The organism is Streptomyces sp. NPDC030991 (assembly GCF_055571235.1).
On the sequence record NZ_JBVIFR010000003.1, the window covers coordinates 355,104 to 376,216 of the forward strand.

At 71.8% G+C, this 21,113-nt stretch carries 15 protein-coding genes; 2 read left to right on the plus strand and 13 right to left on the minus strand.

Annotation, left to right across the window (positions count from 1 at the left end; all coding sequences use genetic code 11):
- Positions 1-74: 74 nt before the first annotated feature.
- From ACZ45E_RS07775 to proB, 4 genes are all read right to left on the minus strand, one after another.
- Positions 75-698, minus strand: a complete 624-nt coding sequence (locus tag ACZ45E_RS07775; protein WP_468217836.1) for an SCO2584 family spore wall biosynthesis protein — start codon at positions 696-698, stop codon at positions 75-77.
- Positions 699-766: 68 nt separating this feature from the next.
- Complete coding sequence (locus tag ACZ45E_RS07780; RefSeq protein ID WP_468217838.1) at positions 767-2,056, minus strand: glutamate-5-semialdehyde dehydrogenase; 1,290 nt, start codon at positions 2,054-2,056, stop codon at positions 767-769.
- A gap of 97 nt (positions 2,057-2,153) precedes the next feature.
- Complete coding sequence (locus ACZ45E_RS07785) at positions 2,154-2,630, minus strand: hypothetical protein (protein WP_468217840.1); 477 nt, start codon at positions 2,628-2,630, stop codon at positions 2,154-2,156.
- Positions 2,631-2,797: 167 nt separating this feature from the next.
- The gene (gene proB, locus ACZ45E_RS07790) at positions 2,798-3,937 is read right to left on the minus strand and encodes a glutamate 5-kinase (RefSeq protein ID WP_468217843.1); all 1,140 of its coding nucleotides are present in this window, start codon (positions 3,935-3,937) and stop codon (positions 2,798-2,800) included.
- 337 nt (positions 3,938-4,274) lie between these two features.
- Between proB and ACZ45E_RS07795 the strand changes: the two genes are divergently transcribed.
- On the plus strand, positions 4,275-6,368 hold the full coding sequence (locus ACZ45E_RS07795) for a hypothetical protein (protein ID WP_468217845.1): 2,094 nt from the start codon (positions 4,275-4,277) through the stop codon (positions 6,366-6,368).
- Positions 6,369-6,491: 123 nt separating this feature from the next.
- On the opposite strand, the gene obgE is transcribed toward ACZ45E_RS07795, so the two are convergent.
- From obgE to ACZ45E_RS07825, 6 genes are all read right to left on the minus strand, one after another.
- Entirely contained in the window at positions 6,492-7,940 is a 1,449-nt protein-coding gene (gene obgE, locus ACZ45E_RS07800; protein WP_468217846.1) for a GTPase ObgE, read from the minus strand.
- Between the two features lie 146 nt (positions 7,941-8,086).
- Complete coding sequence (gene rpmA / locus ACZ45E_RS07805; RefSeq protein WP_026245994.1) at positions 8,087-8,344, minus strand: 50S ribosomal protein L27; 258 nt, start codon at positions 8,342-8,344, stop codon at positions 8,087-8,089.
- An 11-nt stretch (positions 8,345-8,355) separates the two neighbouring features.
- On the minus strand, positions 8,356-8,676 hold the full coding sequence (rplU, locus tag ACZ45E_RS07810; protein ID WP_324772180.1) for a 50S ribosomal protein L21: 321 nt from the start codon (positions 8,674-8,676) through the stop codon (positions 8,356-8,358).
- A 176-nt stretch (positions 8,677-8,852) separates the two neighbouring features.
- Positions 8,853-10,178: a phospholipase D-like domain-containing protein gene (locus ACZ45E_RS07815; protein WP_468217850.1), complete on the minus strand. Its 1,326-nt coding sequence runs from the start codon at positions 10,176-10,178 to the stop codon at positions 8,853-8,855.
- A 189-nt stretch (positions 10,179-10,367) separates the two neighbouring features.
- Positions 10,368-14,453: an Rne/Rng family ribonuclease gene (locus ACZ45E_RS07820; protein ID WP_468217853.1), complete on the minus strand. Its 4,086-nt coding sequence runs from the start codon at positions 14,451-14,453 to the stop codon at positions 10,368-10,370.
- 243 nt (positions 14,454-14,696) lie between these two features.
- Complete coding sequence (locus ACZ45E_RS07825) at positions 14,697-15,479, minus strand: TIGR03936 family radical SAM-associated protein (protein ID WP_468217855.1); 783 nt, start codon at positions 15,477-15,479, stop codon at positions 14,697-14,699.
- Positions 15,480-15,686: 207 nt separating this feature from the next.
- Here ACZ45E_RS07825 and ACZ45E_RS07830 point away from each other — a divergent pair, with 207 nt between their 5' ends.
- Complete coding sequence (locus ACZ45E_RS07830; RefSeq protein ID WP_468217857.1) at positions 15,687-16,274, plus strand: TerD family protein; 588 nt, start codon at positions 15,687-15,689, stop codon at positions 16,272-16,274.
- A 64-nt stretch (positions 16,275-16,338) separates the two neighbouring features.
- On the opposite strand, the gene ACZ45E_RS07835 is transcribed toward ACZ45E_RS07830, so the two are convergent.
- From ACZ45E_RS07835 to rodA, 3 genes are all read right to left on the minus strand, one after another.
- Positions 16,339-18,294, minus strand: coding sequence for a TIGR03960 family B12-binding radical SAM protein (locus tag ACZ45E_RS07835; RefSeq protein WP_468217860.1), 1,956 nt, complete (start codon positions 18,292-18,294; stop codon positions 16,339-16,341).
- Between the two features lie 40 nt (positions 18,295-18,334).
- Positions 18,335-19,849: a CYTH and CHAD domain-containing protein gene (locus ACZ45E_RS07840; RefSeq protein ID WP_468217864.1), complete on the minus strand. Its 1,515-nt coding sequence runs from the start codon at positions 19,847-19,849 to the stop codon at positions 18,335-18,337.
- 64 nt (positions 19,850-19,913) lie between these two features.
- Complete coding sequence (gene rodA, locus ACZ45E_RS07845; RefSeq protein ID WP_468217866.1) at positions 19,914-21,113, minus strand: rod shape-determining protein RodA; 1,200 nt, start codon at positions 21,111-21,113, stop codon at positions 19,914-19,916.

Consider the following 21,113-nt stretch of genomic DNA (forward strand, 5'->3'; position numbering starts at 1 on the left):
TCAGGTTAGGTCCTGGGAAGCGCCCGTAAACGCGCTGGTGCGGGACAACTTCCCCCTGCTTCGCCCGGGGTCGCTCACGGGGTCCGCGGGACCGCCGAAACCGCAGGCCGGGAGTGGTCCGCGGAGGCGGAGGGCGGGCTCGGGGCGCTCTTCTCCAGCTCCGTCGTCGCGGGCGGCGGCACCCGCTCCTGGCGGCCCGCCGAGGCTCCCCGGTAGACGGCCGTGAAGGCGAGGGCGACCATGCCGACGCCCATGAGCAGGGCGAGCGCCCAGGCGACGGGCCTGCGCCAGCGGGCCATGGGCGAGTGCGGCCCCGCCCTGCCGTCCCGGAGGAGCTCCTCCTCGTACAGGTCGTCGGCGTCGTGCGGCGCGCGGCCGAATCCGGTCGCCCCGCCCGGCCCGTAGCCTTCGCCGTCCTCGTAGAAGTCGTCGGCGCCATCAGCGTTGTCAGCGCTGTCGGCGTTGTCGTGGGCGCGGCGGGTGCGCGCCCTGCGGGACTCGGCCTCCTGGGCCTCGGCGCGTGCCTGGGCCGCGGCGAGCAGCCGCTCGACCGCGCTGGGCTCATGGACTTCGGCGGCCTTCACGAAGTCCTCGTCGAAGACCACGGAGGCGAACTCTTCGTCCCAGCCCCCGCGGTCCTGGTCGTCGTCGGGCTCCCCGCCGTCCGGGAACGGCGCGCCCCCCACGTCCTCCGGCACCCGTCCAGAGTAGACCGGAGGGGTCAATTTGGGCAGACAGTAAGGGAATTCACCCCACAAGTCGCTGCTTAACGGGTGTGGCCGTCGCCCGTGACGATGTACTTGGTGCTGGTCAGCTCCGGCAGACCCATGGGGCCGCGGGCGTGCAGTTTCTGGGTGGAGATCCCGATCTCGGCGCCGAAGCCGAACTGGCCGCCGTCGGTGAAGCGGGTCGAGGCGTTGACCGCGACGGTGGTGGAGTCCACCAGCTGGGTGAAGCGGCGGGCGGCCGCCTGCGAGGTGGTGACGATGGCCTCGGTGTGCCCGGAGGACCACAGTCGGATGTGGTCGACGGCCTTGTCGAGGTCGTCGACGACGGCGGCGGCGATGTCGTACGAGAGGTACTCGGTCTCCCAGTCCTCGTGGGTCGCCTCGACCACGGTGGCCTTGGAGCGGTCCGCGTAGGCGAGGATCCGGGGGTCCGCGTGGACGGTGACGCCCGCGTCGGCGAGCGCGTCCAGGGCGCGCGGCACGAACGTGTCGGCGATGTCCTGGTGGACGAGGAGCGTCTCGGCGGCGTTGCAGACGGAGGGGCGCTGCGCCTTGGAGTTGACGAGGATGTCGACGGCCATGTCGATGTCGGTGTCGGCGTCGACGTACACGTGGCAGTTGCCGGTGCCGGTCTCGATCACGGGGACGATCGAGTTCTCCACGACGTTCTTGATCAGGGCGGCGCCGCCGCGCGGGATCAGGACGTCGACGAGGCCGCGGGCGCGCATCAGCTCGGTGACCGCGTCGCGGCTCTCGCCGGGCACGAGCTGGATGGCGTCGGCGGGCAGGCCGCTGCCGCCGACGGCGTCGCGGAGCACGCGCACGAGGGCGGTGTTCGAGGCGTACGCGGACGAGCTGCCGCGCAGCAGGACGGCGTTGCCGGACTTGAGGCACAGGGCGGCGGCGTCGACCGTCACGTTCGGCCGGGCCTCGTAGATGATGCCGACGACACCGAGGGGGACGCGGACCTGGCGCAGGTCGATCCCGTTCGGGAGGGTGTTGCCGCGGACGACCTGGCCGACCGGGTCGGGCAGGGCGATGACGTCGCGCACGTCGGAGGCGATGGCGCGGACCCGCTCGGGGGTCAGGGTCAGCCGGTCGATGATCGACTCACTGGTGCCGGCCTCACGGGCGCGGGCGATGTCCTCGGCGTTCGCCTCGACGATCTCCGCGGTGCGTACTTCGAGGGCGTCGGCGATCGCTGCCAGCGCGTCGTCCTTCTCCGCGCGCGGCAGCGGGGCGAGGTCGTTGGCGGCGGCGCGGGCGCGGTAGGCGGCGCGGGTGACCGGGGTCAACGAGTCGTACGGGTTGAGCGAGGGCGACGTCATGCACGGCAGCGTAACGGGGGACGGGCGGGCGTCCAGATCCGGTTCCGGGGGATGAGACATGGCCGAAAAGGGGCAGACGGGAACGTGCGGGTAGGCTCTAGAACGGATGCACGCCCACTGGAGTCGCGGGGAGTGGGCCATAGCCTTCCGCGATGCGGTGGTGGTAGGTCTGGCGGTCGATGACCTCCAGGCCGACGATCTCCCAGGGTGGCAGCTGCGACGTCTGGCGGTGCTCGCCCCACAGGCGCAGGGCCAGGGCCGCCGCGTCGTGCAGGTCGCGGGCCTCTTCCCAGTAGCGGATCTCCGCGTGGTCGACCGCGTAGCGGCTGGTCAGCAGAAAGGGGTGGTCGTGCGCGAGTTGTTCGAGGCCGCGCCTGACCTCCGCGAGGGGGGCCTCGGCGCCGGAGACGCTGAGCGTGATGTGCCACAGGCGGGGGCCCGCCTCGGCCATCGCCCCGCTGTCGGCCGGGGTCTCGCCCGCGGTCTCCTCCTCGTACGCGTCCCCGGCGGCCACGCTGGTCAGTGCCCGTTCCGCCGACCCTCGGGGCGTCGCCCCCGGGCGCGCTCGTCTCACGACGGCCTCCTTTGCGCAATGGTCGTGCGGAACTTCTCTGTGTGAACTGCCTGCATCAAGAGTTGAGCAGGACACGAGACGTCTTGGGGTGGTTTTACGGAAGGTCCCCCGCGGGTGGCAGGCTTTCAGCCGTTCCCACAACTGTTTCGAAGGCAGGCGGACGCGGATCACGCCCGGAGGAGGACCAGGTCGTCCCTGTGTACGACTTCGCGTTCGTAGGCGGGTCCGAGGTCGCGGGCGAGCTCCCGGGTGGACCGCCCGATCAGCTGCGGGATCTCCTTGGCGTCGAAGTTGACCAGGCCGCGGGCGACGGCCCGGCCGCTCACGTCGCGCAGCTCCACCGGGTCGCCGGCGCTGAACTCGCCCTCCACCGCGGCGATCCCGGCCGGCAGCAGTGACGTACGCCGCTCGACCACGGCCCGTACGGCCCCGTCGTCGAGGGTGAGGGAGCCCTGCGGGGTGGACGCGTGCTGGAGCCAGAGCAGCCGGTCGGCGCTGCGCCGGCCCGTGCGGTGGAAGTACGTGCCGGTGTCGCGGGCGGCGAGCGCGTCGGCGGCGTGGCTGGCGCTGGTGAGGACGACGGGGATACCGGCCGCTGCGGCGATCGAGGCGGCCTCGACCTTGGTGACCATGCCGCCGGTGCCGACGCCCGCCTTCCCGGCGCTGCCGATTCTGACGTGCGCGATGTCGGCGGGGCCGCGCACCTCGGCGATGCGGGAGGTGCCGGGCCTGCTGGGGTCGCCGTCGTAGAGGCCGTCCACGTCGGAGAGGAGGACGAGCAGGTCGGCGTGGACGAGGTGGGCGACGAGGGCGGCGAGCCGGTCGTTGTCGCCGAAGCGGATCTCGTCGGTGGCGACGGTGTCGTTCTCGTTGACGACCGGGAGCGCGCCCATCGCGAGGAGCTGGTCGACGGTGCGCGAGGCGTTGCGGTGGTGGCTGCGGCGGGCCATGTCGTCGCTGGTGAGGAGGATCTGGCCGACGCGGACGCCGTAGCGCGCGAAGGAGGCGGTGTAGCGCGCCACGAGGAGCCCCTGGCCCACGCTGGCGGCGGCCTGCTGGCGGGCGAGGTCCTTGGGACGGCGGGTCAGTCCGAGCGGGGCGAGCCCGGCGGCGATGGCGCCCGACGAGACGAGGACGATCTCCCTGTCCTGCCTGCCGTGCTGCTTCGCGAGGACGTCCACGAGGGCGTCGACGCGGTCCGCGTCCAGGCCCCCCGCGGCCGTCGTGAGCGATGACGATCCGACCTTGACCACGATCCGGCGCGCTTCCGCCACGCCCTGCCGTGCCGCACGTGTTGCCCCTGACATGCTCCGCAATCTACGTGACGTGACCACGCGGACGCTCCCAGGTTTCGAGGGGCGGACAACGCGCCGGGCCGTCAACCCCGGACGGGCTGATGGTCCTTATGGTTCCATGCCCTTTGCCCCTTTATTGGGTGATTGCCGTCACGGAGGATTGCTACGGGACCTCCGAAAGTCATACGGTCAGTGGTCAGCCTGTTCATCGAGCTTTTCCCGAGCCGCCGAAAAAGCGTCGAGGTGGACCAGCCCCCCAACGGCCCCGCGCCGTCTGAGCCCCTCCGATGCCCCCTGACCCCCTCCGACCCCTCTGATCCCCCTCCGATCCCTGCCAGGAGCCCAGCCCGTGCCCTCCGCCGGACTTGCCCCGCGCCGCGTCGTGCAGCTCTCAGCGCTGCTCGCGATGTTCGCGCTCTATGTGGCCCAGCTCGTCAGCGCGTCCCTCCCCCACGTTCCGGTCTTCGTCGCCTCCAGCGCTGCCGGTCTCGCCCTCGACACGTACCTGCAGTACAAGCAGCCGGGCCTGCTGACCCTCCTGGGCAAGGTGCGTTTCGACGTCACCGTGCGACAGCTGCTGCGCGACATGCTGATCCTCGTCGGCCTGCTGCGCATCCACGGCATCGACCCGATGGGCGAGCAGGCGCCACTGCTCTTCGCGCTCCTGGCCGTGTACGTGCTGCACTTCGGCTGTCAGGCCGCCGCGGTCCTGGTCCGCCGCACCCGTACGCTGCCGATCCTCACCCGGAACATCGACGCCTCGGCGCTGCGGCTCTCCGCGGCCCCGCCGCGCATCCTGGCCCGCCGCTCCAGCCACCGCCTGCTGACCTTCTCGATCCCGGCCACCGTGGGCCTGCTGCTCACGGCCGCGACCACGCACGCGTACTGGGGCGGCATCGGCATCGGCCTCTCCCTCGCCCTGTTCGGCGGCGGCACGCTGTACCTGGCCACCTGGCTGCTGCCCAAGAAGCGGGCGCTGAGCGAGGCGAGGGTCATGGCGTGGCTGGACGACTGGCTGGCGCAGTACAAGCCGACCGTCGCCATGTACTTCTCCGGCGGCACGACCTCGGCGTACCAGGCGAACATGTGGCTCTCCACCCTCGCCGACGTGGACGGCAAGCCGCTGATCGTGCTGCGTGAGCGCTTCATGGTGAACAAGATCGACGCCACCGACGTGCCGATCATCTGCTTCCCCAAGGTCGCCACGATGTTCTCGCTGGAGAACTCGACGCTGAAGATGATGCTGCACCCGGCGAACGCGGCGAAGACCTCGCAGGTGCTGCGCATCCCGACGGTCAAGCACGCGTTCATCAACCACGGCGAGTCCGACAAGCTCTCCTCCTGCAACCCGTACGCGAAGGCGTACGACGAGGTGTGGGTGGCGGGCCCCGCGGCCCGCGACCGCTACCAGCTGGCCGATGTCGGCGTCGAGGACAAGGACGTCGTGGAGGTCGGCCGCCCGCAGCTGTCCCCCATCCGGATCGCCTCCGGCCCGGCGCGCGGCGCGTACACGACCGTCCTGTACGCCCCCACGTGGGAGGGCTGGGACGGCAACCCCGGCAACACCTCCGTGATCCTGGCCGGCGAGAACATCGTGCGGCACCTGCTCGCCGACGACCGGGTGCGCCTGATCTACAAGCCGCACCCGATGACCGGGTCGCAGGTCCCGGCCGCGGGCGCCGCCAACGCGCGCATCATGGCGATGATCCAGGAGGCCAACGGCCGCCGTTCGGGCGACCGCCCCGGCCCCGAGGCCGCCGCCGAGCTGGCCCGGCGCACCGAGGAGCTCGACAAGCTGACCTCGACGGCGTTTCGCACCAGCGCCGACGAGATGGAGAAGATGCTGCTGCAGGGCCGCCCCAACGGGGACCGGCAGGCCGCCGTGGCCGACGCGACGGCGGCGTGGGAGCAGGCGTACTGGGCCTCGTTCCCGGAGTGGGAGCACCGGATCGTCACCGAGGCCCGCCCCGCGATCTTCACCTGCTTCAACCAGGCCGACGTGCTCGTCTCCGACGTCTCCTCGGTCGTCTCCGACTGGCTGGCCAGTGAGAAGCCGTACGCCGTCGCGAACACCTCGGGGATCGCGGAGGCCGATTTCCGCACCGGTTTCCCGACGGTGGGCGCCGCGACGATCCTGGCACCCGACGCGGACGGCGTACCCGGCCTTCTCGCGGCCGTTCGCGGCGAGACCGAGGACGTGCACGCCGAGGCGCGGCTGGAGCTCAAGGAGCACCTCCTGGGCCCCTCGGACCCGCCGTCCATCGACCGCTTCAACGTCGCGGTGCGCGCCCTGTGTGCCCGCGCCGACGAGCGCCGGGTGCGGATGGCCGCGCGCGGCGACGCGGAGATCCCCGCGCAGCGTGAGGACTCCGTCGAGGAGCAGGTGGCCGAGGCGGTGGCGGCGGAGGCCGCCCCGGACTCCGAGGACGCCGTCAACGCGTAGCGCCGGCGCCGCCCGAGCGGGGCGGCGCATGAGAAGTGCATGAGAAAGGGCCCGGGAGGATCGCTCCTCCCGGGCCCTTTCTCATGCGCCGAACCGTACGGACCCCTGCCGGGCAGGGCCGTACTAGAAGGGCTTGAACTCGTCGTACTCCTCGTCCGCGTCGTCCCGCTCCGCCTGCCGGTCGCGGCGGCGCTGGGCGGCCGGACGCGGCGCCTCCATGCGGTGGTCCTCACCACGGCGGCCGAGCATCTCGGCGCCCGCCATCATGGTGGGCTCCCAGTCGAAGACGACCGCGTTCTCCTCGGGGCCGATGGCGACGCCGTCGCCGTTGCGGGCGCCCGCCTTCATCAGCTGGTCCTCGACGCCGAGGCGGCTGAGGCGGTCGGCGAGGTAGCCGACGGCCTCGTCGTTGTTGAAGTCGGTCTGGCGCACCCAGCGCTCCGGCTTCTCGCCGCGCACCCGGAACAGCGGCTCGCCGTCGGCGTCCTCGCGGACGACGGTGAAGCCGGAGTCGTCCACGGCCTTCGGGCGGATGACGACGCGGGTCGCCTCTTCCTTCGGCTTCGCGGCGCGGGCGGTGCCCACCAGCTCGGCCAGCGCGAACGACAGCTCCTTGAGGCCCTTGTGGGCGACGGCGGAGACCTCGAAGACGCGGTAGCCGCGCGCCTCCAGGTCGGGCCTGACCATCTCGGCGAGGTCCTGGCCGTCGGGCACGTCGATCTTGTTGAGGACGACGAGGCGCGGCCGGTTCTCCAGGCCCGCGCCGTACTCCCGCAGCTCGGCCTCGATGACGTCGAGGTCGGAGACGGGGTCGCGGTCGGACTCCAGGGTGGCCGTGTCGAGGACGTGCACGAGGACCGAGCACCGCTCGACGTGGCGCAGGAACTCCAGGCCGAGGCCCTTGCCCTGGCTGGCGCCGGGGATCAGGCCCGGCACGTCGGCGATCGTGTAGACCGTCGCGCCGGCCGTGACGACGCCGAGGTTCGGGACCAGCGTCGTGAAGGGGTAGTCGGCGATCTTCGGCTTGGCGGCCGAGAGCACCGAGATGAGCGAGGACTTTCCGGCGCTCGGGTAGCCCACCAGGGCGACGTCGGCGACCGTCTTCAGTTCGAGGACGATGTCGCGCAGGTCACCGGGGACGCCGAGCAGCGCGAAGCCGGGGGCCTTGCGGCGGGCCGAGGCGAGGGCCGCGTTGCCGAGGCCGCCGCGGCCGCCCTGGGCGGCGATGAAGGTCGTGCCCTCGCCGACGAGGTCCGCCAGCACGTTGCCCTGCTTGTCGAGGACGACGGTGCCGTCGGGGACGGGCAGGACCAGGTCCTCGCCGTCCTTGCCGGAGCGGTTGCCGCCCTCGCCGGGCCGGCCCGCGGTGGCCTTGCGGTGCGGGGAGTGGTGGTAGTCGAGGAGCGTCGTCACCGACTGGTCGACGACCAGGATGACATCGCCGCCACGGCCGCCGTTGCCGCCGTCCGGGCCGCCGAGCGGCTTGAACTTCTCACGGTGGACGGAGGCACAGCCGTGGCCCCCGCTACCCGCGGCGACATGCAGTTCGACGCGGTCCACGAAGGTGGTCATTGGTCAGTGCCTCCAGAAACTTACGGGAATTGCTGCTGCGTGCTGTAAGGGCGTGCTGTATCCATTGACAACACGCGAAAGGCGGACCCGCTTCCCCAGGGGGGAAGTGAGGTCCGCCTCTCGAAAAGAACTGGTCAGAACGCCTTTCAGGCGGCGACCGGAACGATGTTCACGACCTTGCGGCCACGGTGGGTACCGAACTCCACCGCACCGGCGTCGAGGGCGAACAGCGTGTCGTCCTTGCCACGACCCACACCGTTGCCGGGGTGGAAGTGGGTGCCGCGCTGGCGGACCAGGATCTCACCGGCGTTGACGGTCTGACCGCCGAAGCGCTTCACGCCGAGCCGCTGAGCATTGGAGTCGCGCCCGTTCCGAGTGGACGATGCGCCCTTCTTGTGTGCCATGTCTCAGTCCCTTACTTCGCAGCCGCGGGGATCTCAGTGACCTTGATCGCCGTGTACTGCTGGCGGTGGCCCTGACGACGGCGGTAACCGGTCTTGTTCTTGTAGCGAAGGATGTCGATCTTCGCGCCCTTGTGGTGGTCCACGACCTCGGCCTGGACCTTGATCCCGGCCAGCACCCACGGGTCGCTGGTCACGGCGTCGCCGTCGACAACGAGCAGCGTAGAGAGCTCTACGGTGTCGCCAACCTTGGCGGTGGGAAGCTTGTCAACCTCAACGATGTCGTCGACAGCAACCTTGTGCTGGCGACCACCGCTGCGCACGATGGCGTACACGGATCTCTCTTTCGCTCGGAACGGGACCCCCGCAGTCCAGCCGCACGAGACGGCCTCTCCAGGCGATCCCAGAGGGGTACGCCCGGAGGAAAAGGGTTTACGGGAGTGAGGCGTCTCGATGGACACGCCGACGGTCAAGGTTACGGGTCAGCCCTGAGCAGGGTCAAACCGGCCCGTCACGCCGGCTTCGCCTCACCGTCCTGCGGCAGGACCTTGACGCCCTTGCACAGGCTCGTGTTGTCGTTCGCCCCCGGGTACGCGACGTTCCACACCTTGGTGAAGTGGGTGCGGTAGGTGTCGTGCACGGAGTCGTCGTCGATCTTGACGTACGCCTCGTCGTTCTCCCGCAGCGCCGGGCCCGAGGCGTTCTGTGAACCGGTGAACGTGATCTTGTTGCGTGCGCCGTCGTACAGGCCGTCGACCGTCACGTACTTGGTGTGGATGATGAACGGCGTCGCGAGCCTGGTGCCCGGGTGCAGCGGGTCCCGGTCGTCGTTGTAGCAGCGCGCGGGCGGGGCTCCGGTGGCGTTCATCGACTTCCAGGTGCCCGCGTCGGCGGAGGCGTACTCGATGCTGACCGTGCAGCCCGCCTTCTTCAGCGCGACCAGCTTGTCGGCGATGGCCTGCCGGGTGATCTGGAAGATCGCGGCGCGCACGACGGTGCTGCGCTTCACCCCGGTGGCGTCCTTGTAGGTGCAGGAGACGTTGTTCAGCACCGAGTACAGCGTGTCCGTCGAGTTGGTCGTGCCGGCCCGCGGGAAGAAGTACGCCTTGTAGTGGCCGTTGCTGACCGTGCGGTAGTCCCAGTCCTTCCAGAGCTTGGCCGCCATGTCGTCGAAGTAGTCCGAGTACGCCCCGTAGAGAACCCGGTTGTTGGGCAGTTGGAGGGCGTCGTTGAAGAACTTCGTGCTCGCGGAGGGCGTCGAGTTCGAGGTGGTCTGCACGACGACGTTGGTGGCGCCCTGGACGGCCGAGAACAGCCAGAACTTGTTGTGCATGATCGACTTGCCGAACTTCGGATCGCCCAGGCACGACGTGTCGGTGGGGCACAGCGTCACGAACGACGGGTTCGTCCTGCTGGTGCCCAGGGCCGCCTTCAACTGCTCGTAGACCGGGTTGGTGGGGCGGTCCTTGACGCTGGAGGAGTCGAGCACGACCTGCACGTTCACGCCGCGGTTCCTGGCGGCCACGAGCGCGTCGGAGACCGTGGTCTCCCACACGTGGTAGACGGCGACCTTGATGTACGAGCCGGGCAGCGCCGCATCGGTCAGCTCGACCAGGCGCGTGCGTATCGCGTACTGCTGCTCGGTGGTGCCCAGGGGGTCGTTGAAGAGGGGGCCCTCGGTCCAGACCGGCGCCTCGGCCGCCGCGGAGCCCGCGGAGAGCCCCGCTTGCAGTGCGGCCGCCGAGACCACGGTGGCCAGCGCCACCGCCCGGCGTCCGCCGCCGGCCGGTCGCACGGTGCGGTGCCGGCCGTTGCCTCCGAGGCGTACGTGCGCCATCGCGATCCCTCCCCTGGCACGGGCACTCGTCTCCCCAACGCGCGCCCCTGCGTTCACTCCTGTGACCACATGAGTTTTACAGGTGGAGGCTCCGGTTCCAAGAGGCGGGGCGCCCGGAACAGAGCGACGCCCCCGCACAGCGCGCTGCTGTGCGGGGGCGTCGCCAGCCCGGTCTCCCGGGCGGGTGGGTCAGGCCTCGTCGGCCGCGGCCGAGACGGAGGGCTGCGACTGCTGCCCGGCCGCCGCGGTCTTCTTCGCGGTCGTCTTCTTGGCGGGCGTCTTCGCCGCCTTCTTGGCCGTCGTCTTCTTCGCGGCCGTCTTCTTGGCCGCGGTCTTCTTGGTGGCGGCCTTCTTCGCCGTCGCCTTCTTGGCCGTCTTGCGGGCCGTCTTCTTGGCGGCGGGCGCCTCGTCGGCGGCCTCGTCGGCCGGCGCCTGCGCGGGCTCGGCCTCCTCCGTGACCGACGGGACGACCACGACGGCCGTCTCCTCGGACGCGGTGGGAGCGGCCGCCTTGCGGACGGCGCGGCGGCGCGTGCGGGCCGGAGCCGCGACCGGCTCGGGCTCGGCGGCCTCCTGCGGCTCCGGTGCCTCGGCGGCCGGCTGCTCGGCCTTCACCGGCTCGGCGACGGTCACCTCGGCGGCCTCCTCGGAGGACGCCTTCGGGGAACCGGCGGGCGCGCTGGCCTTACGGGTCGCCCGGCGACGCGCCCGCGGCGCGGGAGCCTCTTCCTGTACGGGCTCGGGCTCCTGCGGGGCCGCCTCCTCGACGACCGGCTCGGGCACCGGGGCCGGCTCGGGCTCGGGCGCCGGGGCAGGCGCCGGGGCCTCCTGGGCCACCGGCTCCTTGGGCGCACCGGTCGGGGCCGACGCGCGGCGCGTGGCACGGCGGCGCGAGCGGCCACCACGGCTCGCCGCGGCCTCCGCCTCGGCGGCGCTGGAGTACAGCTCCTCGTCCGGGTTGAAGTCCGGCTCGGCCAGCGCCACGGGGGCGGCCGCCTCCGCGGCGACCTCGGCCTCGGATTCGGACTCGGACTCGGCCTCGGACTCGGCCGCGTCCACGCCGCTGTGCAGGTCCTCGTGCTCGTGGCCGTGGTCCGCGCCGTTGCCGCCGCGGCCGCGCTTCTTGCGCTTGCCGCCGCCACCGCCGGACGCGGGCTGCTCCATGTGGACGATGACGCCGCGCCCGTTGCAGTGCACGCAGGTCTCGGAGAAGGACTCCAGGAGGCCCTGGCCGACGCGCTTACGGGTCATCTGGACCAGGCCGAGCGAGGTGACCTCGGCGACCTGGTGCTTGGTGCGGTCCCGGCCCAGGCATTCGAGCATCCGCCGCAGGACCAGGTCCCGGTTGGACTCCAGGACCATGTCGATGAAGTCGATGACGACGATGCCGCCGAGGTCACGCAGGCGCAGCTGGCGCACGATCTCCTCGGCCGCTTCGAGGTTGTTCCTCGTCACGGTCTCTTCGAGGTTGCCGCCCTGACCGGTGAACTTGCCGGTGTTGACGTCGATGACGATCATCGCCTCGGTCTTGTCGATCACCAGGGAGCCGCCGGAGGGCAGCCACACCTTGCGGTCGAGCGCCTTGGCGAGCTGCTCGTCGATCCGGTACGTCGCGAAGACGTCGACCTCGCTGGTCCACCGCGTCAGGCGGTCGGCCAGGTCGGGCGCCACGTGGTTGACGTAGCCGTGGATGGTCTCCCACGCCTCGTCACCGCTGACGATGACCTTGGAGAAGTCCTCGTTGAAGATGTCGCGCACGACGCGGACCGTCATGTCCGGCTCGCCGTACAGCAGGCTCGGCGACGACGTCGAGATCTGCTTGGACTTCTTCTGGATGTCCTCCCACTGCCCCTGCAGACGCTCGACGTCGCGGCGCAGCTCGTCCTCGCTCGCGCCCTCGGCGGCGGTGCGCACGATGACGCCCGCGTCCTCGGGGACGATCTTCTTGAGGATGGTCTTCAGCCGCGCGCGCTCGGTGTCCGGGAGCTTGCGGCTGATGCCGGTCATCGAGCCCTCGGGCACGTAGACCAGGTAGCGGCCGGGCAGCGAGATCTGGCTGGTGAGGCGGGCGCCCTTGTGGCCGATCGGGTCCTTGGTGACCTGTACGAGCACGGACTGGCCGGACTTGAGGGCGGTCTCGATGCGGCGCGGCCCGTGGGCCATGCCCAGCGCCTCGAAGTTCACCTCACCGGCGTACAGCACCGCGTTGCGGCCCTTGCCGATGTCGATGAAGGCGGCCTCCATCGACGGCAGCACGTTCTGGACCTTGCCCAGGTAGACGTTGCCGACGTACGAGGTCGACTGCTCCTTGTTGACGTAGTGCTCGACGAGGATGTCGTCCTCGAGCACGCCGATCTGGGTGCGCTCGCCGTTCTGGCGGACGACCATCACGCGCTCGACGGCCTCGCGGCGCGCCAGAAACTCGGCCTCGGTGATGATCGGGACGCGGCGGCGGCCCTGCTCGCGGCCTTCGCGGCGACGCTGCTTCTTGGCCTCCAGACGCGTGGAGCCCTTGATGGACTGCACCTCGTCGGCGGAGGTCGACCGCTCGGCGGCGTGGCTCTCCTTCTTGCGGGGCTCACGGACCTTGACGACCGTGCGCTCCGGGTCGTCGGACGAGGGCTGCTCGACCTCGGGAGCCGCGTCACCGGCGCGACGCCGACGGCGCCGGCGGCGACGGCTGCTGCTCGAACCCGACCCGCCGTTGTCGTCGCGCTCGTCCTGGTCCTCGCGGTCGTCCTGGTCACGGTGGTCACCGTGGTCGGCGTGCTCCTCCACGTCGTCCTCGGCGTCGTCGGACGCGCCCTGCTCGGCGTCGGAGTCGGCGGACTCGCCGCGGCGACGGCGGCGGCCACCGCGGCGGCGGCGACGGGCCGGACGGTCACCGTTCTCGTCGTGGTCGTGGTCGTGGTCGTGGTCGTCGGCAGACTCGGCCTGCTCGGACGAGTCGGCCGAGTCGTCCTGCTCCGCGGGCTCCTCGGCCTCGGCCTCCACCTCGGCGTCCGCCTCGGGCTCGGGCTCGGCCGGCTGCTCGGCGACGGCGGGCTGCTCGTCGGCGGCGCGCTTGCGGCGGCGACGGCGCGGAGCCGGCTCCTCCTCGGCGACGACCGCGGCCGGGGCCGGGGTCGGGGCCTGCGCCGGAGCCTGCTCGTCCTCGGCGGGCTCGTCGTCGGCGGCCTGGGCCGCGGCAGCGGCGGCGGCACGCTCCGGCGTCTGGAACATCGGCTCGGTGAAGACGGGCGCCTGGAACACGGCGACCGAGGGCCGCTTCGGGCGGCCCGCGTCCTCGCCGTCGCCCTCGTCGGCCCGGCCGGCCTTCGAAGCGGACCGCTGCGACCTCGGCTCGGCGAAACCGCCCGCGGCCTTGCGGCTGGCGCGGCGACGGCGACGCGGCGAGACGTCATCGGCGTCGGCTTCGGCGTCGGTCGTCTCGGGGGCGCTGGTGGGCTGCGCGGTGTCGGCCTGCTCCGGCTGGGCCTGCTCCGGCTGGACCTGGGCGGGCGCGGCGGCCTCGGCCGCCGGGGCCTCCGGGGCGGCGACGGCGCGGGTGGCGCGGCGACGGCTGCGGCGCGGGGCGGCTTCCTCGGCCGGCTCCTCGGCCGCGGCGGACTCCTGCGGGGCGGCGACGGCCTGCGGCTCGTCGGCCACGGGCGCCTCGGCGGCCTCGGGGGCGGCGGTGGGCGCGGTGACGGTGCGGGTGGCGCGGCGACGGCGACGCGGGGCGGCCTCCGCGGCGGGCTCGGTCTCGGCGGCCGGCGTGGCGGCCTGCTCGACCTGCTCCGTGGCGGCCGGCTCGGCGGCCTGCTCGCCCTGCTCGGCGACGGGCGCGGAGACGGCGCGGGTGGCACGGCGGCGGGAGCGGCGCGGGGCCGCGTCCTCGGCCGGGGTCTCGGCGACGGGCGCGGCGGGCTCCTCGGCGGGAGCGGCGCTCTCGGCGGCGGGCTGCGCGCTCTCGTCCTGCCCGGCGGGTGCGCCGGCCGGGGCGGAGGCGCGGCGGGTGGCGCGGCGGCGCGGCCGGGCGGCGGGCGCGGTGTCCTGCGCGGGCGCCTCGGCGGCCGGGGAAGTCTCGGGGGTCCCCGCGGTGGTCTCGTCGGCGGCCGCGAGCTCGGGCTCGGCGTCCGCGGCGGCGGCCGCTATGGCCGGCGCGGCCTTCCCGGCGGGCGGACCCGCGGGGCGCGACGCGGCCCGGCGCCTGCGGCGCGGGGGCAGGGTGTCGCTGGGGGTGTCGCCCCCGGCGGAAACGGTGGGGTCGTTCGGTTCGGTCTGCTCGGGCATGCGGGTGTGTCTCCCGTCAGGCCCCCGGGCGCCGCGCCTCATCCGGATGACCGGTGACGCCTGCGGCTCGCGCGTCTCGCGCGGTGCCGCCGGTCCGGGGCGCGGGCGCCGCACGGGGGCTCTCTGTCTGTTCTCGCCGGTTCCGGTACGCGATGTACGTACGGCCTGGCGAAAGTCCTTGGGTGGGTGCGCTGCCCGACCCAGATGGCTCCCGAGTCCCAGGGCGGCGCTACGACGACCGCCTTACGCGGGACCTTCCACGGCAGACGCCGTCGCGGCGGCAGGTTCCGCGGCCCCCGTTCGGGGGGCCTGGACTGCCTCGCGGTCGGGCGCGAGCGGGTCGGTCACCGTGCCGGTCTCTTCATCGAAAGGCCCCTGCGCCAGCCTGGTCACCGCTGCGGGGACCGGCGGCGCCAGGTCAGCCACGGCGCGGAGACCGGACAGGACGTCGTCGGGTCGAACGGCAGGCGTCACGTGCCGAACAACCAGGCGCAGTATCGCACAGGCGCTGTCGCCGGGCCTATCAGCCGTGGCTTCCACGGCCTCCAGACTGGCGACGGCCTCGCGGGCGTCGAACGTACGGATGCCGTTCTTCGTGCGGCGCTGGACCTCGACGGTCTCGGCGGCCCGGAACGCCGCGGCGGCGCGCGAGGCGTCCTCGACCGACACTCCGTCGAGCCTCAGCTCCCACACGGAGGCGGCGAGCCGGTCGGCGAGGCCCGAGGTGCGGGCCTCGACGGCGTCGATGATGTCGAGGCCGAGGGGCATCGACTCGTCGAGCAGCTCCCGGAGCGTGCCGGGGTCGCGCGGCGCGGTGAGCGCGATCTCCAGGTACTCGGCCTCACTGCCCGTGCCGGTGGGTGCGGCATTGGCGTACGACACCTTCGGATGCGGCGTGAACCCCGCCGAGTACGCCATGGGCACCTCGGCGCGGCGCAGCGCGCGCTCGAAGGCGCGCTGGAAGTCACGGTGGCTGGTGAACCGGAGGCGGCCGCGCTTGGTGTAACGCAGTCGGATGCGCTGCACCGCGGGTGCGGGCGGCGGGCCTACGGGCTGTCGCTTGCCCAGTGTCCTGATCCTTCGTGAGTACGGTCGTGCTGCCACCAAGAGTACGTCTCCGCGCGGTTCGAGGTTCCCGCCGGGCCCCGGGCACTCGGCCGCCCGCGTGGACGTTGATCCCTTGGTATAGGCACACTTTGTGCGTAACCAGCCACCAAGAGGGGGATTTCCCGCATGATCACGCTCACGAAGGAAGACGGCCCGGCGGACCTGGACGGAGTGACACATCTGTCCATCGGGGTGTCCTGGGACCCCACCTCCGGGAGCAGCGGCGGGGTGCTCGGTGCCCTGCGCCGCAAGCAGGGCACCGACCTCGACCTGATCGCCATCGCGATGCAGGGCGCGGACCCGGTGCGCCTCGCCGGTCTCGACTCGCTGGACCCGCTGGGCAACGGCTCGCTGGTGCACAGCGGTGACAACCAGACGGGCAAGGGCGACGGGGACGACGAGACGGTCACGGTGGAGTTCTCGCGGATCCCGCAGAACATCACGGCGATCGTGTTCGTGGCGGCCGCGTTCAAGAAGGGCAGCTCGTTCCAGAAGGCGCGCAACGTCAGCATCAAGGTGTACGACGCCACGGGCGGCAGCAGCCAGCAGGTCGCCGACATCTGGCCGAGCATGCTGAGCGCCGACAACGGCTGCGCGGTGGCCAAGGCGGTCCGTGCCACGGGTGACGCCTGGAAGCTGGAGGTCATCAACACGACGGGCAAGATCAAGCAGGGGGACGAGATCGCCCTGATGCGGTTCGCGGTCAGCAAGTAGCGCCGAACACGCGAAGGGGCGGCCGGTCGATGACCGGCCGCCCCTTCGCGTGCGTGCGTTCCCGCTACTTGACGACCGTCAGCGGCAGCAGCTTCTTGCCGGTCGGGCCGACCTGGATGGCCGTGTCCATCGCCGGGCAGACACCGCAGTCGAAGCACGGCGTCCAGCGGCAGTCGTCGACCTCGGTCTCGTCGAGGGAGTCCTGCCAGTCCTCCCAGAGCCAGTCCTTGTCGAGACCGGAGTCCAGGTGGTCCCAGGGCAGGACCTCCTCGTACGTGCGCTCACGTGTCGTGTACCAGTCGACGTCCACGCCGTACGCGGGCAGCGTCTTGGCCGCGCACGCCATCCAGCGGTCGTAGCTGAAGTACTCGCGCCAGCCGTCGAAGCGGCCGCCGTCCTCGTAGACCGCGCGGATGACGGAGCCGATGCGGCGGTCACCGCGGGAGAGCAGGCCCTCGACGATGCCCGGCTTGCCGTCGTGGTAGCGGAAGCCGATGGAGCGGCCGTACTTCTTGTCGCCGCGGATCTTGTCGCGCAGCTTGGTGAGCCGCTCGTCGGTCTGCTCGGCCGACAGCTGCGGGGCCCACTGGAACGGGGTGTGCGGCTTGGGCACGAAGCCGCCGATCGACACCGTGCAGCGGATGTCGTTGGCGCCGGAGACCTCGCGGCCCTTCTGGATCACGTTCATCGCCATGTCGGCGATCTGCAGGACGTCCTCGTCGGTCTCCGTCGGCAGGCCGCACATGAAGTACAGCTTCACCTGCCGCCAGCCGTTGCCGTACGCGGTGGCGACGGTCCTGATCAGGTCCTCTTCGCTCACCATCTTGTTGATGACCTTGCGCATGCGCTCACTGCCGCCCTCGGGGGCGAAGGTGAGGCCGGAGCGGCGGCCGTTGCGGGTCAGCTCGTTGGCGAGGTCGACGTTGAAGGCGTCCACGCGGGTCGACGGGAGGGACAGGCCGATCTTGTCCTCCTCGTACCGGTCGGCGAGGCCCTTGGCGATCTCACCGATCTCGGTGTGGTCCGCGGAGGAGAGCGAGAGCAGGCCGACCTCTTCGAAGCCGGTCGCCTTCAGACCCTTCTCGACCATCTCGCCGATGCCGGTGATGCTTCGCTCCCGCACGGGGCGCGTGATCATGCCGGCCTGGCAGAAACGGCAGCCGCGGGTGCAGCCGCGGAAGATCTCGACGGACATCCGCTCGTGGACCGTCTCGGCGAGCGGCACGAGCGGCTGCTTCGGGTACGGCCACTCGTCGAGGTCCATGACGGTGTGCTTGGAGACCCGCCACGGCACGCCCGACCTGTTCGGCACGGTGCGGCCGATGCGTCCGTCGGGCAGGTACTCGACGTCGTAGAAGGCGGGGATGTACACGTTGCCCGTCTTCGCGAGACGGAACAGCACCTCCTCGCGGCCGCCGGGGCGGCCCTCGGCCTTCCACGCGCGGATGATGTCGGTCATGTCGAGCACGGCCTGCTCACCGTCGCCGATGATCGCGGCGTCGATGAAGTCGGCGATCGGCTCGGGGTTGAACGCCGCGTGGCCGCCCGCGAGGACGATCGGGTCGTCCAGGGTGCGGTCCTTGGACTCCAGCGGGATTCCGGCGAGGTCGAGCGCGGTCAGCATGTTCGTGTAGCCGAGCTCGGTGGAGAAGCTCAGGCCGAAGACGTCGAACGCCTTGACCGGGCGGTGCGAGTCGACCGTGAACTGCGGGACCTTGTGCTCGCGCATCAGCGCTTCCAGGTCCGGCCAGACGCTGTACGTGCGCTCGGCGAGGACGTCCTCGCGCTCGTTCAGCACCTCGTAGAGGATCATGACGCCCTGGTTGGGCAGACCGACTTCGTACGCGTCCGGGTACATCAGCGCCCAGCGGACGTCGGCGGACTCCCACGGCTTCACCGTGGAGTTGAGTTCTCCGCCGACGTACTGGATCGGCTTCTGCACATGCGGGAGCAGCGCTTCGAGCTGCGGAAACACAGACTCGACCACTTGAGGCGCCGCGGCGGCGGCTTCGGCAGGCATAACCGTGGACCTTTGTGAGCTGACAGGGTGACCCTCAAGGCTAACCCGCCGAGAGGCGCGGCTTCGCCGCTCGATCCCATACCGCCGGGAGTTCTCGCTCCCGGTCCGCGGCCGCCGCCTGCTCCTGGCCGTACAGCAGACCCCAGGCGAAGGCGGTCTCCCCGGCGGCGTGCGCCTGGATCGCCAGGTCCCGCAGCGTCTCGCGGGCGACGACGGAATCCTGGTGGTCGCCGAGCAGCGACTGCACCTTCTTCACCCGTTTCGTGAACTTCTTGGCCTGCTTGCCCAGTGCGGGCCGTGCGCTCTCCCCCGCGTACCGGGCGCGTTTGGCGGCCTTGCGGGCGTCGTGCAGGGCGTGGTCGCGGTCGGCGTCGGGCGGCAGCGCGCGGGCGTGCTCGACGCGGGCTGTGAGGCGGGCATGCTCCTTCAGCGCCGCTTTCGCCAGCACCTGGGCGGCGGGACGGCCGGCCGCGGGCTTCAGCGGCGGGTCGGCGAGCAGGGCGTCGAGCGCTTCGAGGAGGGCCAGGTAGCGCCTGCCGTCGAGCACGGCGACGGTGTGCCTGCGCGATCCCAGGCGGCCGGCGACGGCCCAGATCCGCAGCCGCCCCTGCACCGGCCCGAGCAGCAGGGTGCGGGGCAGCGCCTCGATCCGCGCGGTGAGCCGCTCGGTCAGCACCTCCCGGTCGCGGTCGATGCCCAGCTCCGCGCCGAGCCATTTCAGCTCCGCGCCGACCGGCTCCGTCACGGCCGGGTCGAGGACCTTCCTGTACGTCTTGAAGGCGCTGCGCAGCCGCCGGGTCGCGACCCGCATCCGGTGCACGGCGTCCGGGAGGTCCCGGCGCACGGCCGGGTCCGTCGCGACGAGGGCGTCGCGCTGGGCCCGCAGCCGGGCGAGGACGTGCTCCCCGGCGGTGACGGGCGCTGCCGGGGCGGCCTCGCGGGGCGGCCGTGCCCCGGTCTCGTCCAGGGCGCGGGCCAGCTTCGAGGTGGCGGCGGACCGCTCGACCCCGGCCTTGCGGAGCCGCTTGTCGACCTTGGCGAGGAACGCGGGGTCGCCGCCGTCGGCCAGCTCGACCTCGATCTCGGTCCAGGCGGCGGCGCGCTCGGTGCCGACCCGCTCGGCGCGCACGGTGTCCACGCACACCTCGGCGAGCAGCGTGCCGTCGGCGCCGGTCAGGTGGTACACGTCACGGGAGGACAGCAGCCGCACCACGGGGATCAGTCCGGCGTCGCGGATCCGGGAGCGTACGAGTCCGACGAGGGCCCCCGGTACCTCGTCGGAGAGCGGCGCCCGCACCTCGTCCCGGGCGTCGTCCGCCGCCGCGACGGGGAGTTTGAGATGCCAGCCCGCGTCGTCGCCGCCGGTGCGCCGCCGCAGCGTGATCCGCTGGGCGGCGAGCCGCTGTTCGGCCGTGTCGTAGTAGAGCGCGTCGAGTTCGACGACGCCCTTGCCGACGACCTCCGACACGCCGGGGACCTGGAGCAGGTCGGGCAGCCGGAAGCCCTCGTCAGGGGCGTCGTACTTCCGCTCGATCTCGCGCTTCGTCTCCGCCATGGTTCGAACTTAGACGGCGATCGCCCCGCCCGACAGAGCGCGGTGCGCCCGGGTCGTCGGTGCTCTACGCCGACATGGGCCGCTGCACCCGGATCGACTGCAACAGCCCCACGGCCACCCATACGGCGAACATCGACGACCCTCCGTACGACACGAAGGGCAGCGGGAGCCCGGCCACCGGCATGATCCCGAGGGTCATCCCGATGTTCTCGAACGCCTGGAACGAGAACCAGGCGATGATCCCGGCGGCGACGACCGTGCCGTAGAGCTCCGTCGTCTCCCGGGCGATCCGGCAGGCCCGCCACAGCAGCACGCCGAGCAGCAGCACGATCGCCCCGGCGCCCACGAAGCCCAGCTCCTCGCCGGCCACCGTGAACACGAAGTCGGTCTGCTGCTCGGGCACGAACTGGCCGGTCGTCTGCGAGCCGTGGAAGAGGCCCGCGCCGGAGAGTCCGCCCGAGCCGATCGCGATGCGCGCCTGGTTGGTGTTGTAGCCGACGCCCGCCGGGTCGAGCGCGGGGTTGGCGAACGCCGCGAACCGGGCGATCTGGTAGTCGTCGAGCACCCCGAGCTTCCACACGGCCACGGCACCGGCCGCGCCGACGCCGATCAGTCCGAGGACCCAGCGGTTGGAGGCGCCCGAGGAGAGCAGCACGCCGAGCACGATCATCACCATGACCATGACGGAGCCGAGGTCGGGCATCAGCATGACGACCGCCATCGGGACGGCGGCGAGCCCGAGGGCCTGGAGGACGGTCCGGTGGTCGGGGTGGTCCCGGTCGCCGGCGTCGACGCGCGCCGCGAGCAGCATCGCCATGCCCAGGATGATCGTGATCTTCACGAACTCGGAGGGCTGGAGGGAGAAGCCGCCGCCGATGATGATCCAGGCGTGCGCCCCGTTCACCGTCGCGCCGAGCGGGGTGAGGACGAGCAGCACCAGGAAGACGGAGATCCCGTACAGGATCGGGACCGCGCCGCGCAGCGTCCGGTGTCCCAGCCAGATCGTCCCCACCATCAGCGCGAGGCCGATGCCGGTGTTCAGCAGGTGCCGGAGCAGGAAGTAGTACGGGTCGCCCTGGTTGAGCTCGGTGCGGTTCCTGGTGGCCGAGTAGACGAGCGCGGCGCCGATCATCGACAGCGCGAGCGCGGAGAACAGTATCGGCCAGTCGAGCCGCCGCGCCACGGAGTCGCGGGCCAACAGCCGCGACATGGTGGAACGCTGGGGCCCGTACCCGGAGACGGAGAAGCCATTGGTGCCGGCCAT